The sequence below is a fragment of the Falsibacillus pallidus genome (genome assembly GCF_050990905.1).
Lineage (GTDB): Bacteria > Bacillota > Bacilli > Bacillales > DSM-25281 > Falsibacillus > Falsibacillus pallidus_A.
Map to the genome: position 1 here is coordinate 1,229,955 of NZ_CP158866.1, position 12,638 is coordinate 1,242,592.

Sequence of the window (12,638 nt, forward strand, 5' to 3'; positions counted from 1 at the left end):
AAAAAAGCCCTGCAATGTCTAAAATAGACACGCAAGGCTTGTCGCTCAACTGAGGAAGGAAGATTTTACTTTCTCAACATATTTTTGAGTTTCTTTAAAAGGAGGGATGTCTCCGTATCGGTCTACATTTCCCGGACCGGCATTATACGCTGCTAATGCCAAGTCGACATTACCGGAGTACTTGTCCAACATTTGCTTTAAATATTTAGTCCCCGCAAAGATATTTTCTTCCGGATCATGGATATTGGATACCCCCAGTGCTTTCGCTGTTGAAGGCATCAATTGCATCAATCCTGCTGCTCCTGCCGCACTTGTGGCTGCCGGATTGTAGTTCGATTCCTGCTTGATGACGGCGTGAATCAATTTTGCCGGCAGGCCAAATGCATCAGATGCTTTCTGAATAATGCTGTCAATTGATAGGGATGCGCTGTCCGACTGGCGTGTTATTTCGGGCTTTAACCGGTCGTTTAAATGAATTGGGGCGTTTTGATTCAGTTTTGATAATAGTAGAGACGTTCCCTGGCCTATTTTTTGAGTGCCGGCTTCTGCTTCTTGGATGATTTCATTTAATAAATCTGAGAACAGATTATCATTGCTATCATTATTAAATAAAGATGTTTCACCGTTTCCGGCAATATTTTTGATTGCCTGCAGCTGCATCAAAGAATTAAGAGAATGAATAGAAGTCATTGGTAAACCTCCCGGATCAAGCGTTATGAATTTATTTTTGCTAAGTAAAAGCGTTTGATTTTATTATCTGTTTCCCTAATGGGGATTTGATGTTCTTCCAACAATTGATTGAATAAATTTTTCCCGGAATGGAAATCTTTCACTTCATATTCTACTTCATAATCTTCACAATTTAAATAGGAGCTATGGTCCAGAACAAGCAGGCCCCCATTATAATCTGCTTCCGCACGATTAGTCTGAAGGGTGCCGAAATAGTTTAGGCTATCCATATCAATCGATAATTCCGCTAAACGATCGACTACATCACCGGGAGGAAAAGGATGACCTTTCAAGTAAATTTCTAATTCATTCGCTTCAATAGGCTGATGAGTTTCGAGCAGCCCAACTTCCGCTGGTTCCTTAAACGTCAGCACCGCTTTGTCATTTTTCATTCTTATCCTTAGAGCAGAACCCATTTCTTTCAATTTAAAGTCTTCACTATCAAAGTAGTGGTTCACTTGAGAAGTGAAGGAACGGTCTTCAATCCCCAATGACTTCTTCAACGATTCAAATTCATTTTTGTTTAATAGATTCTTGAATTCAATTTCAATTTCCTTTGACATACTGAAGCTCCTTTTCAATAAGAAAATTCTATTCCATTATTCCTTTAAATGTCTATTTCATCAATCCTTAGATGTATTGAGAATCATATGGTAAAATACTAAAAGAAGCAATAGGAAGGAGATTTACTATGAGAAAGACATTACAACTGAAGAATGCTGAAAAACTCAGCAAAACACTTATTTTGCATAGTGAAGAAAATTATCCCCTCAGCGGATTGAAGCCGACTGGACAGCTTATTGTTGATTCAGATGCAGTGGCATTTGTTTATTTGGCAGAAACGGAAGAAGACTATGTATATATTTATCTTCCGGAGAGTGTTTGGGCAGAAATGAAATCGGCACTTGATGAACAAATCCCTATGAAGGCTGTTTCAGGGAATGAAGAGCTTGTGCTTGAAAATATCCATGAGGAACTGGCATATCTGATTGAAAATATAGAAGGCAACAGCAATTATGGCGAAGAGATGGTCAGAAAAGCAGAGAGTGTTTTCCTTTCTAAGTAAATAGCAGGCTGAATGAGGTGAATGTGATGAAACACTGGGAGCTTTTTTTAGCGCCATATAAACAGGCTGTTGATGAATTGAAAATCAAGCTGAAAGGGATGCGGACACAATTTGAAATGGATGGTGTACATTCCCCGATAGAATTTGTTACAGGCAGGGTCAAACCGATTGCGAGCATTTTAGACAAAGCCAACCAGAAAGGGATACCCCTTGACCGCCTCGAGTCCGAGATGCAGGATATCGCCGGCCTTCGGATGATGTGCCAATTTGTTGATGATATCAAACCGGTCGTTGAGATGCTCAGGAAGCGGAATGACTTTGAAATCGTCGAAGAAAGAGATTATATTTCACATAAAAAGCCGAGCGGGTACCGGTCCTATCATCTTGTCATCCACTATCCCGTGCAGACGATCGATGGAGAAAAAAAGATCCTGATGGAGATTCAAATCAGGACGCTTGCCATGAATTTCTGGGCGACAATCGAACATTCTTTGAATTATAAGTATCGGGGGCAGTTTCCAGAAGAAATTAAAATGCGGCTGAAAAGGGCAGCTGAAGCTGCATTCCAATTGGATGAAGAAATGTCTCAGATCAGGGAAGAAATTCAAGAAGCACAGGTGTTTTTCTCAAAAAAGAAAGAAATACATAATGAAAGTAAAAAGAAATCCTAGTCCAATGAATGAAGAGGGTGCTCCTAATGAAATTTGCTATTAAATCGAAGGGCGATTCGAAATCGAATACATTAATGCACAAAATGAGGACATATCTGCAGGACTTTGAGCTGGAGTATGACGAAGAACAGCCTGATATCGTAATTTCCGTTGGCGGTGACGGCACTTTGCTGTATGCTTTTCACCGCTACAGCTCACGATTGGATAAGACGGCCTTTGTCGGGGTGCATACAGGACATCTGGGGTTCTATGCCGACTGGGTGCCTGAAGAAATCGAAAAATTAGTTATTGCAATAGCCAAGACGCCTTATCAAATCATTGAATACCCTCTTCTTGAAGTGATCATCCGGTATGAGCATGGTGGGAAAGAGACAAGATATCTCGGCCTGAACGAATCTACCGTGAAAGCAGTAGAGGGGACCCTTGTGATGGATGTGGAGATCAGGGGAGAGCATTTTGAGCGATTCCGCGGCGACGGCTTGTGTGTTTCCACTCCATCAGGAAGTACAGCCTACAATAAAGCTCTTGGCGGAGCGATCATCCATCCATCCCTGCCATCCATTCAGCTGGCGGAAATGGCGTCGATCAATAACAAGGTTTTCCGCACCATTGGTTCTCCATTGATATTGCCCGCACATCATACGTGTATGCTTAAACCGGTCAATAAATCTGATTTTTTGATTACTGTGGATCATTTGACACTTCTACATAAGGACGTCAAGTCCATACAATTCAGGGTGGCTGATGAAAAGATCCGCTTTGCAAGGTTCCGCCCATTCCCATTCTGGAAAAGGGTCCATGATTCATTCGTGGCGGACTGAAGAAGGGGAGGCAGCATGAATTCGTTTGTACTTACATGGGAGATCGATGGGAACAGCAAGGAAATGAGCATTAAAGATTTCCTTGCTGCCAGGGAGATCTCCAAACGGGCATTGACGGATATCAAGTTTTCAGGTGGACGCATTGAAGTCAATGGACAGGAAGAAAATGTCCGGTATCTTCTGAAGAGAGGGGATAGACTTACGGTCATATTTCCACCGGAAATCCCAAGCAGCGGGCTGCTGGGAGAGGATATCCCACTGGATATCGTGTATGAAGACAATCATGTGCTGGTGATAAATAAACCACCAGGCATAAATACCATACCTTCGAGAGACCGGCCGGATGGCAGCATCGCAAATGCCGTCCTTGGCTACTACAAACAAAAAATGATTGATGCAACCATCCATATCGTGACAAGGCTGGACCGCGATACCTCAGGCCTGCTGCTTATCGCTAAACATAGATACTGCCACCACCTCCTTTCAAAACGGCAAAAAACGAATCAATTGACCCGCACATATTTAGCCGTTGCAGAAGGCAAGATCTGTCCTGAAAAAGGGGTAATTGATGCTCCGATTGGAAGAAAGCCGACAAGCATCATTGAGAGGGAAGTCAATGAACAGGGAAAAAGAGCAGTGACGCACTATGAAGTCATTCGTTTACTGCCTTCCCACTCCCTGGTGGAGTTGAAGCTTGAAACAGGCAGAACACATCAAATCCGTGTACACTTGTCTCATATAGGTCATCCACTCGCTGGAGATGATCTATATGGAGGCAGTACGGAACTTATAAAAAGGCAGGCGCTCCATTGCGTAAAACTTGAATTTTATCATCCGATACTGGATGAAAAACTCATTTTTACCGCGGAACTGCCGAAAGATATGAAACAACTGGCAAAGGCAGACTTCGAATAAGTCTGCCTTTTTAAAAAGATATGTAGAAAATATCCGAATAAAATTCTGTCCAGCTCCACCGCCTAGCCCCTCGAGGTCATAAGACGTACCTCTACGGAAATCAGGATTTCCTTCGAGTTCCGTCTTATGCAGGCCGGGGCTGACCAAGGCGCTTCCGCCTTTCTAATCAAAAATTCTGAATTTCTCCGGAACCAACGGCATGGATGAAGGGACATCCACTATTTCCATTTCCGGATATCTTAACGCCGTAAGCTTCCCTCCGAATACAGCTCCTGTATCAATATTGACGGTCCGGTTAATAAACCGTGCATCTTGGACAGGAGTATGCCCGTAGACAATCAATGAGCTTCCATTATAATGTCTCGCCCAGTCCCTTCTGACAGGCGATCCATCTGGATTTCTTTCCCCTGTAATGTCGCCATAAAGGACGAATGTCTTTACTTTTTCATTCATTTTTCCAATATAGTCCCCACGGATCCCTGCGTGTGCAAGGATGAGGTTTCCTTCATCCAGCAAGGAATAAAGCGGAGATTCTTCATAAAGTATTTTGAATGCATCGGTGATTTTTGAGCGTTCAGCAGGAGCAAGACGATCCAATTCTTCCACTGTCGTTTCAAGTCCATGGGCAATCATCACTTTATTGCCTGATAAATAGCGATACAATTTATTGCAGTGATTGCCAGGGACATAGTGGGCCAGGCCATTTTTCCAAAGCTCATATACAATCCTGACAACTTCCAATGAATTCTTGCCCCGATCAGTCAAATCACCTACGAAACCAAGCACTCTATTTTCAGGATGGACCGGTATGCCGCTGGTCCAATCATAGCCCATCTTAATGGTTAGTTCTTTAAACTCATCTATGCATCCATGAATATCTCCAATAATATCGATTTTCAGCAAGATCACTCAACTCCCGGTTAATACTATCAACATTCTTATTGTATACATATTCATCCAATCATACTGTAACATGATGATGATAAAAATAGGAAATAATGAAGAATGGGAACAGTCTTATAACAAGACAATCAAGGGCAATTTTGCTAGTATATTGGAATGAAGCTAAAGGAGGGGATAATTGGTGGATGAAAATACAAAGGAGCTGGAGCGCAGTGCATTCGAAAAATTAGAAGCGGCTCTCAAAAACAAAGACATTGATGCGTTCCGCAGTGAATTCATGGATATGCATGCTTATGATCAAACACAGTTTTTCTTAAAAATGGATAAAGATGATCGAAGGGAACTTTACCATTTTTTATCCCCTGATGAAATGTCAGAGATATTCCAGAATATAGAAATAGAGGAAGAAGACTATCAGGACATCCTTGAAGAAATGAATCCCAAGTATGCCGCAGACATGATTTCAAGCATGTACACAGATGATGCTGTAGATGTCTTGAATGAGCTTGATAAAGATCATGTGGCGAGCTATTTAACCATAATGGATGAAGAAGCAGCAGATGAAATAAAAGAACTTCTTCATTATGAGGAATATACAGCAGGAAGCATCATGACCACTGAGTTCATTTCCATTGCAGCGAATCAGACAGTCCGATCTGCCATGTATATCCTTAAGAATGAAGCGCCAAATGCTGAAACCATTTATTATGTTTATGTAGTGGACGATGAAAAAAGGCTTGTGGGGGTCATTTCTCTAAGGGATTTGATCATCAGCGATGATGATACCATGATATCGGAAATCATGTTTACGCGTGTGGTGGCAGTCTCAGCAGCAGAAGATCAGGAGCAGGTAGCCAAGAAAATGAAGGACTACGACTTTCTTGCTGTTCCAGTAGTAGATTTTCAAAAGCATTTGCTGGGGATCATCACGGTTGATGATATCATTGATGTCCTTGATGAAGAAGCATCTGACGATTATTCAAAGCTTGCAGGTGTCTCCGATGTGGATACATTGGATAAAAATCCATTCTCCGCTGCAAAGAAGCGCCTTCCTTGGCTGATTGTCCTATTATTTCTCGGAATGTTCACAGCGAGTCTGATTGGAAGGTTTGAAGAAACACTTAGCAAAGTGGCTATTTTAGCCGTTTTCATTCCATTGATCGGCGGCATGTCCGGAAATACAGGGACACAGGCACTTGCTGTAGTGGTCCGGGGAATTGCAACAGGTGACTTAGAAAGGGAAAGCAAGTGGAAGCTCCTATTAAGAGAACTCGGGACTGGCCTCATCACTGGGGCGACTTGTGGAATAATTGTGATGCTGGTCGTGTATTTATGGCAAGGGGAGTTCTTTCTTGGCATCCTGGTCGGTATTTCTATTTTGGCATCACTAATTGTTGCCACCCTTGCAGGTGCCCTTGTCCCTTTACTGATGCACCGCCTGAAGATAGATCCTGCTGTGGCATCGGGTCCGTTCATCACAACAATCAATGACATCATTTCCATATTGATTTATTTTGGGATCGCCACAGCTTTCATGAGCAAATTGACATAAAAGGAAAACAAAATAAAGAGACTTTTGGGGAAAGGGGTGGTCTTGATGGAACAGCATGCCTCAGTAGCATCGCTTGTTATCGTCATATTGGCTGCATTCATTACACCGATACTCCTGCACAGATTCAAACTGACTTTCATACCGGTTGTCGTTGCAGAGATATTGGTAGGACTGATTATAGGGAAATCAGGATTTAATCTTGTGGAACAAGATATGTGGATTGGGACACTTTCCACCCTCGGCTTTATTTTCTTGATGTTCTTGAGTGGTGTAGAGATTGATTTTGCTGCGTTTAAAGGCAGCCAAAAAAGAGAGATGCTTCCAAGCGGCAGATTGGAGCCGAATCGCTTTCTAGTCGCTTGCGTCATATTCTCAGGGATCTTTGTCATCTCCCTCGGGCTTTCCTATTTATTCGTATTTTTTGGATTGATACAAAATGCATTTTTAATGACATTGATCATATCGACAATCTCCCTTGGGGTGGTTGTGCCTACACTGAAGGAAGAACATCTGATGAATACCGGAATCGGGCAGATCATATTGTTGATTGCGGTCATTGCCGACCTGGCTACTATGGTCTTGCTTTCCGTTTTCGTATCATTAAACGATCAGGGTTCTGGAAATATGTGGCTATTGCTGATTTTATTTGGGGCAGGTGTCGTACTTTATTTCCTTGGAAGAAGGTTTCAAAACCTTAATATCTTTGAAAAATTATCAGCGGGTACTGTTCAAATTGGCACACGTGCGGTCTTCACGCTAATCATTTTATTAGTGGCATTATCTGAGTCCCTTGGAGCTGAAAATATCCTTGGCGCCTTCCTTGCAGGGGTTCTTGTTTCGATGTTGTCACCTAATCAGGAAATGGTTCAGAAACTCGATTCATTTGGATATGGATTCCTTATCCCAATATTCTTTGTAATGGTCGGGGTCGATCTCGATCTGTGGACGCTTTTGAGCGACAAGAAAATGCTCCTGCTCATTCCTTTATTGATGGCAGCATTCCTGCTATCCAAATTCATTCCGGTATATGCTTTGAAGAAATGGTATGATTCCAAGACCGTCATTGCTTCGGCATTCCTCCTGACTTCAACGCTGTCCTTGGTCATTGCCGCAGCCAAAATCGCAGAAAGGCTGAATATCATATCAACTGAAATAAGCGGCACGCTCATTTTAGTGGCAGTTATAACCTGCGTCATCACACCGATTTTCTTCAAAAAATACTTCCCGAAGGAAATTGCACAGGCAAAAAAAATCAAGGTAGCTTTTGTTGGAGCGAATCAGCTTACCCTTCCAGTTTCAAGAGAATTGGAATCAAGCTTATATCAGCCTATCCTATTCCATACGAAATTGGAAAAGTCCGATAAGCAGATTTCCGATTCTTTATTTGAGATCCGTGAAATAGAGGATTATGAATTGGAAACATTGGAACAAGAAGAGCTATTTTCATTCGATATCATTGTCATGTCGACAGGCAGCGAGGAACTTAATGCAATGCTCGCTATTGCTGCTAAAGAAAATGGCGTTCAACGGGTCATTGCCCTGGTGGAAAGTCCTGATCTTGAAGAGAATCTGCTGGAGCATGATATTGAAATCTTCTCCGCCCTCCTATCCAATAAAACATTGTTAAGAGGCCTCATCGAGTCGCCAAGCTTAATCAATATCCTGACGAATAAAGAAACTTCCCTTTATGAAATCAGGATGGCGAATATGCAGTTCCATGGCATGACGTTAAGGGAGTTCCCATTCACTGGGGATATCATATTTGTCCGGATCTTCAGGGGCAAGGATTCCATCGTACCGCATGGGGATACTGAGCTTAAAGAAAACGACCGCCTTATTGTGACGGGATCAAAAAAATATGTAGATGAACTGAAGCGGGAGCTTGAATTTTGTGAACGTTGTTAGAAATGAAGAGAGGGGTTTGAACCTCTCTTTTTCATATCAGATTATGTAAAAGGGGATGAGTGGAAATGAATAAACAGGAACTCGAAAACATTAGACAAAGGTTATTGGACAGTTTCATCAAACTTAGTGAAAGTGATATTAATGCGAAGCCAAGTCCTGATAGATGGAGCATCTCTCAAGTTGTCCTTCATGTCTCCGGGGCAGAGACGCGATTTATGCAAGCAGCATACCAAGGTCTTAAAGAAAATAAGAAAACAAATCCAGCTGACGTCGATCTTTCGGTCTTTGATGACCCATCCAAAAAATTAATAGCTCCCATTGACCCCCCTGAAGAGTGGAAAGGGAAGGATGAACTGGTGGCTGCCTTGAATAACTCCAGGGAAGTGACATTTGAATTCCTCGACAAGTATAAAGAAAGTGAACTTTCCGGTATAAGCCTTAATCATCACCGTTTCGGGGAAATGCCGATCTGGCAGATATTTGAGCTTATCGGAAAACATGAGAACCGCCATATTCATCAAGTGGAAGAGATTAAGAAACAACTGGGATTATGAGTCCTCTTTTCAATTCATGCAAAATGAGGTAATATTAGTACTAGGTACTAATAACTTGTGATAAACGGAGGTTAAATCATGAACTTATCGTTAGAGAATAAAACATTTATCGTTATGGGTGTAGCAAATAAGCGAAGCATCGCTTGGGGTATCGCACGGTCGCTGCATCAATCTGGTGCAAATCTAGTCTTTACATATGCCGGAGATCGCCTGGAGAAGAGTGTACGCGAGTTGGCGGAGAGCTTGAACCCTGAATATCTAGTGATTCCTTGTGATGTCACAAATGATGAAGAGATTGAAAAGAGCTTTGCTCAAATCAAAGAGCAGGCAGGCAGTGTACATGGGATTGCACACTGTATTGCATTTGCAAACAAAGAAGAGTTGAACGGGGAATACATGAACACGACAAGAGAAGGATTCCTTTTAGCTCAAAATATCAGCTCCTACTCATTGACGGCTGTAGCGAAAGCCGCACAAAAGCTTGAGCTTATGGACCAAGGCGGCAGCATTGTCACTCTGACGTACCTTGGAGGAGAGCGTGTCCTTGAGAATTACAATGTTATGGGTGTGGCAAAAGCTTCCCTTGAGGCGAGTGTCAGATATCTGGCAAGCGACCTTGGGAAATACGGAGTTCGCGTCAACTCCATTTCAGCTGGTCCGATCCGTACGTTATCTGCAAAAGGAGTCAGTGACTTCAATACCATCCTAAAAACTATTGAAGAAAGATCCCCGCTTAGAAGAACGACTACTCCAGAAGAAGTGGGCGATACAGCTGCATTCTTATTCAGCGATCTTGCAAGAGGAATCACTGGTGAAAACATTCATGTCGATTCCGGATACCACGTGTTGGGATAATCTCATTCAATGATAAATACCAAAAAGGCGGCCGCTAATGATGGCCGCCTTTTTCATGCACAAAAATATAGGCCCGCCTCCAAAAGAAAGGCGGACCATAAATAGGGGGGAAGGAGAAGATTCTATTTCCTTCATGTGATTAAGATACCATCTGAAAATTAAAAATTAATGAGGACGAAGTAAATTTTACGTTAAAGATTTCAATGGGAAACGTATTTCAATTTATTGCATACATATAGAATGCAGGGGAATGCAGGAGGTGAGATTAGGTGAAGAATGAATCAAAGACAAACCAGGGTATTAAAGGACCGCTCATCTATATTCAGCAGCCAGACTTCCATATTGAAAAAATCAATATGCAGGAAATTTACATTTCTAAAGAAGAGACAGAGCTGAAGCAGGCGGCTGAATCAATCCCGGAAATTATGGAGGAAGCCCATACAGCTCATGAAAATAAAAGTAGCAGCACGAGTGAAAAACTCGAGAATCCAATAGATCAAACCAATCAGACAGGAACATACGAATTCAAGCAGGTAAAGCCATTCAGATTAATGGAACTGGATGAAAAAGTAGCCTATCTGGCGAAGTTTTCTGGTGGAAAGGCCCCATTCCCTTGTGAGTTTATGACAAATGAACTTAGAGTGAAGGGAATCATTCATCGTATTCATGGACCGCTGATTGAAATCAAAACATTTACAGACGATTTTTTTGTTGTTCATCAAAATGATCTATTAGAAATCAAAATGATTGGAATTATGTAAGACCGGCCGGAGGAAATTCCGGCCGCTCCTTCTGTGTATTATTCGCAGATTCCCAAGAATTCGTCTTTGATGCACTGAATGGCACAGAAGCAATCAAGATCAACAGTTATGCAGGAATTAGTTGCTTCGAAACGGTTTACTTCACAGATTTTTTCATAATTCACGCGTCCCTTTTCATCCACAACTCCAACTTGGTATGAACCTTTGAATGGTTTAAGAACGCGAAGAGTAGCGCAGCAATTATCGAAGACATCTTCTACTCTGAAATAGATGGAAGCACAAGCTTTCTCTTTACTATGAGAATCCCTTGTATCTGCAGCATCTTCGTGATGTTCCCTGAATAATCCCTTGAAAAGATCGCCGTTTTTATTTGTCAACGTGAATACACGTGTATCAGCTCGGCGTCGGCGAGCAGGGCTCACCAAATCTCCAAGAGGCTCCAAGAAACAGTTAGATGAACACTCCAAGCACTCATCGTTTACTGCATTATCTTGTATATCTTTAATTGCGCGCACTACTTCACATACACAGTTACGGTCCTTATGGCCATCATGACTACCACAACCCATGTTTTTTCCTCCTTAGATTAATTGATTTTACATTATTAACATATTGCAATTACCTATCATGAGTAACGGACAAACGCCTGTTTTTTCTTAAAATAGGCATGAATATAAGCAAAAGGGGACAGGTCTGTGCGATTAACATTCATTCAATTCTGTATATTGGGATTTGCTTCTTTCCGCATCACTCACTTGATTGTCTTTGATAAAATTACGGCTTTCCTTCGGGCTCCTTTTTTTGACGAATTTACAATGAAAGATGAAGACGGTAATGATGCCGTATATATAGCTCCTAAAAAAAGCGGGATAAGAGGATGGATCGGTGAGTTGTTAAGCTGCTATTGGTGCACAGGGATATGGGTCAGCATCGCGCTATTTTTATGTACCCTCTATTTTCCGAAATGGGCTGAACCAGTGATCATTATTTTTGCCATTGCGGGTGTCGCATCCCTAATTGAATCCGCTGTTCAAAAATGGGGAGGAGAATAATGAAAAGTGGGCCAATGATTCAAACAGGCACTAAGAATTTTCATATGCTGTATAGAGTCTTTTTCTTTTGATTGGAGGGAAATATGAATGCAGAAGAAAACGAAAGTCTATGGCACATCTGTCAAACCTGTTCAAGCCGTACAACCTAAGAAAAAAGGCTGTGGATGCGGAAAGAAAAAATAATTGCTTCGTTTGGCAAGCACGTTCATCAAGGATCATTGACTCCGAATGGACCATACAATTAAATGAATTACTTAATTGGCGAGAAGACTTCCTTAAAATGGAAGTCTTTTTGTTTAACTTTGTTCATAAAAACATTTTTTTAAACCAAAATATATATTGCGGATACTTCAATGAATGAGGGAAGGAGATACACTTGATGAAAAAGGGAATTTTGATATTGTGCCTATGTTTATTGGCTGCAGGGGGATGTTCTTCTAAACAGAAGCACGATAGCCAATTGGCATTGATAAAAACGACCAATCCGGAACCGATTGAATTGAAAGTACGGCCAGACAACAAATCCATCGGCGCCAGGGTTAAGCACGACGTAGACAGCATTCCGGAAATATATGATGCAGCTGTTATTGAAGGAAAGGATGAAATCATCGTTGCTTATAAAGTAAAACATTCAAAGCGCTTTAAAATGAAAAAAGTAGAAAAGAATATTAATTCCATGCTTGAAAAAAAATACCCGGATGAAAACTTCATTGTTTCGAGCGACTATAAAATCTTCCTTGAAGCGATTCGCCTTAAAGAGGAAATGGAAGCTGATACGATCAGTAAAAAGGATGCCTCCAGGCGTTTTGAAGAAATAAAACAATTGCAGCTTGAACAAACGTAGAAAGAGGGGT

Annotated in this window: 15 protein-coding genes; 11 read left to right on the plus strand and 4 right to left on the minus strand. The window is 41.7% G+C overall.

Annotated elements, in window-relative coordinates:
* Positions 1-45: 45 nt before the first annotated feature.
* Positions 46-690 (minus strand): lytic transglycosylase domain-containing protein, encoded by a 645-nt coding sequence (locus ABTV07_RS06550; RefSeq protein ID WP_433748969.1) that lies wholly within the window; start codon positions 688-690, stop codon positions 46-48.
* A 23-nt stretch (positions 691-713) separates the two neighbouring features.
* Positions 714-1,292 (minus strand): CYTH domain-containing protein, encoded by a 579-nt coding sequence (locus ABTV07_RS06555; protein WP_433748972.1) that lies wholly within the window; start codon positions 1,290-1,292, stop codon positions 714-716.
* Between the two features lie 128 nt (positions 1,293-1,420).
* Here ABTV07_RS06555 and ABTV07_RS06560 point away from each other — a divergent pair, with 128 nt between their 5' ends.
* Genes ABTV07_RS06560 through ABTV07_RS06575 form a run of 4 tightly spaced genes read left to right on the plus strand, consistent with a single transcriptional unit; the run spans position 1,421 to position 4,202 of the window.
* Positions 1,421-1,795 carry a hypothetical protein gene (locus ABTV07_RS06560; RefSeq protein ID WP_433748975.1) on the plus strand — a complete coding sequence of 125 codons (375 nt, stop codon included), beginning with the start codon at positions 1,421-1,423 and terminating at the stop codon, positions 1,793-1,795.
* A gap of 26 nt (positions 1,796-1,821) precedes the next feature.
* Entirely contained in the window at positions 1,822-2,466 is a 645-nt protein-coding gene (locus ABTV07_RS06565; RefSeq protein WP_433748978.1) for a GTP pyrophosphokinase, read from the plus strand.
* 26 nt (positions 2,467-2,492) lie between these two features.
* Positions 2,493-3,287, plus strand: coding sequence for an NAD kinase (locus ABTV07_RS06570; protein ID WP_114743955.1), 795 nt, complete (start codon positions 2,493-2,495; stop codon positions 3,285-3,287).
* Positions 3,288-3,302: 15 nt separating this feature from the next.
* The gene (locus ABTV07_RS06575) at positions 3,303-4,202 is read left to right on the plus strand and encodes an RluA family pseudouridine synthase (protein ID WP_433748982.1); all 900 of its coding nucleotides are present in this window, start codon (positions 3,303-3,305) and stop codon (positions 4,200-4,202) included.
* Between the two features lie 162 nt (positions 4,203-4,364).
* On the opposite strand, the gene prpE is transcribed toward ABTV07_RS06575, so the two are convergent.
* Complete coding sequence (gene prpE / locus ABTV07_RS06580) at positions 4,365-5,102, minus strand: bis(5'-nucleosyl)-tetraphosphatase PrpE (RefSeq protein WP_433751132.1); 738 nt, start codon at positions 5,100-5,102, stop codon at positions 4,365-4,367.
* Between the two features lie 205 nt (positions 5,103-5,307).
* Here prpE and mgtE point away from each other — a divergent pair, with 205 nt between their 5' ends.
* From mgtE to ABTV07_RS06605, 5 genes are all read left to right on the plus strand, one after another.
* On the plus strand, positions 5,308-6,657 hold the full coding sequence (gene mgtE, locus ABTV07_RS06585) for a magnesium transporter (RefSeq protein WP_433751135.1): 1,350 nt from the start codon (positions 5,308-5,310) through the stop codon (positions 6,655-6,657).
* Positions 6,658-6,702: 45 nt separating this feature from the next.
* The gene (locus ABTV07_RS06590) at positions 6,703-8,562 is read left to right on the plus strand and encodes a cation:proton antiporter domain-containing protein (RefSeq protein WP_433748984.1); all 1,860 of its coding nucleotides are present in this window, start codon (positions 6,703-6,705) and stop codon (positions 8,560-8,562) included.
* Between the two features lie 65 nt (positions 8,563-8,627).
* On the plus strand, positions 8,628-9,116 hold the full coding sequence (locus ABTV07_RS06595) for a DinB family protein (protein ID WP_433748986.1): 489 nt from the start codon (positions 8,628-8,630) through the stop codon (positions 9,114-9,116).
* A 78-nt stretch (positions 9,117-9,194) separates the two neighbouring features.
* Complete coding sequence (fabI, locus tag ABTV07_RS06600; protein ID WP_433748988.1) at positions 9,195-9,971, plus strand: enoyl-ACP reductase FabI; 777 nt, start codon at positions 9,195-9,197, stop codon at positions 9,969-9,971.
* 269 nt (positions 9,972-10,240) lie between these two features.
* Positions 10,241-10,732 carry a CotO family spore coat protein gene (locus ABTV07_RS06605; RefSeq protein WP_433748991.1) on the plus strand — a complete coding sequence of 164 codons (492 nt, stop codon included), beginning with the start codon at positions 10,241-10,243 and terminating at the stop codon, positions 10,730-10,732.
* A 38-nt stretch (positions 10,733-10,770) separates the two neighbouring features.
* On the opposite strand, the gene ABTV07_RS06610 is transcribed toward ABTV07_RS06605, so the two are convergent.
* The gene (locus tag ABTV07_RS06610) at positions 10,771-11,301 is read right to left on the minus strand and encodes a CotY/CotZ family spore coat protein (RefSeq protein WP_433748994.1); all 531 of its coding nucleotides are present in this window, start codon (positions 11,299-11,301) and stop codon (positions 10,771-10,773) included.
* A gap of 126 nt (positions 11,302-11,427) precedes the next feature.
* Between ABTV07_RS06610 and ABTV07_RS06615 the strand changes: the two genes are divergently transcribed.
* Positions 11,428-11,784 (plus strand): DUF1360 domain-containing protein, encoded by a 357-nt coding sequence (locus ABTV07_RS06615; protein WP_433748996.1) that lies wholly within the window; start codon positions 11,428-11,430, stop codon positions 11,782-11,784.
* 379 nt (positions 11,785-12,163) lie between these two features.
* Positions 12,164-12,628: a sporulation protein gene (locus ABTV07_RS06620; RefSeq protein ID WP_433748999.1), complete on the plus strand. Its 465-nt coding sequence runs from the start codon at positions 12,164-12,166 to the stop codon at positions 12,626-12,628.
* Positions 12,629-12,638 lie beyond the last annotated feature (10 nt).

Bases quoted from the DNA above. Each gene is read 5' to 3' on its own strand.
- ABTV07_RS06550 (WP_433748969.1), bottom strand. From the start codon at position 690: ATGACTTCTATTCATTCTCTTAATTCTTTGATGCAGCTGCAGGCAATC.
- ABTV07_RS06555 (WP_433748972.1), bottom strand. From the start codon at position 1,292: ATGTCAAAGGAAATTGAAATTGAATTCAAGAATCTATTAAACAAAAAT.
- ABTV07_RS06560 (WP_433748975.1), top strand. From the start codon at position 1,421: ATGAGAAAGACATTACAACTGAAGAATGCTGAAAAACTCAGCAAAACA.
- ABTV07_RS06565 (WP_433748978.1), top strand. From the start codon at position 1,822: ATGAAACACTGGGAGCTTTTTTTAGCGCCATATAAACAGGCTGTTGAT.
- ABTV07_RS06570 (WP_114743955.1), top strand. From the start codon at position 2,493: ATGAAATTTGCTATTAAATCGAAGGGCGATTCGAAATCGAATACATTA.
- ABTV07_RS06575 (WP_433748982.1), top strand. From the start codon at position 3,303: ATGAATTCGTTTGTACTTACATGGGAGATCGATGGGAACAGCAAGGAA.
- ABTV07_RS06590 (WP_433748984.1), top strand. From the start codon at position 6,703: ATGGAACAGCATGCCTCAGTAGCATCGCTTGTTATCGTCATATTGGCT.
- ABTV07_RS06595 (WP_433748986.1), top strand. From the start codon at position 8,628: ATGAATAAACAGGAACTCGAAAACATTAGACAAAGGTTATTGGACAGT.
- fabI (WP_433748988.1), top strand. From the start codon at position 9,195: ATGAACTTATCGTTAGAGAATAAAACATTTATCGTTATGGGTGTAGCA.
- ABTV07_RS06610 (WP_433748994.1), bottom strand. From the start codon at position 11,301: ATGGGTTGTGGTAGTCATGATGGCCATAAGGACCGTAACTGTGTATGT.
- ABTV07_RS06620 (WP_433748999.1), top strand. From the start codon at position 12,164: ATGAAAAAGGGAATTTTGATATTGTGCCTATGTTTATTGGCTGCAGGG.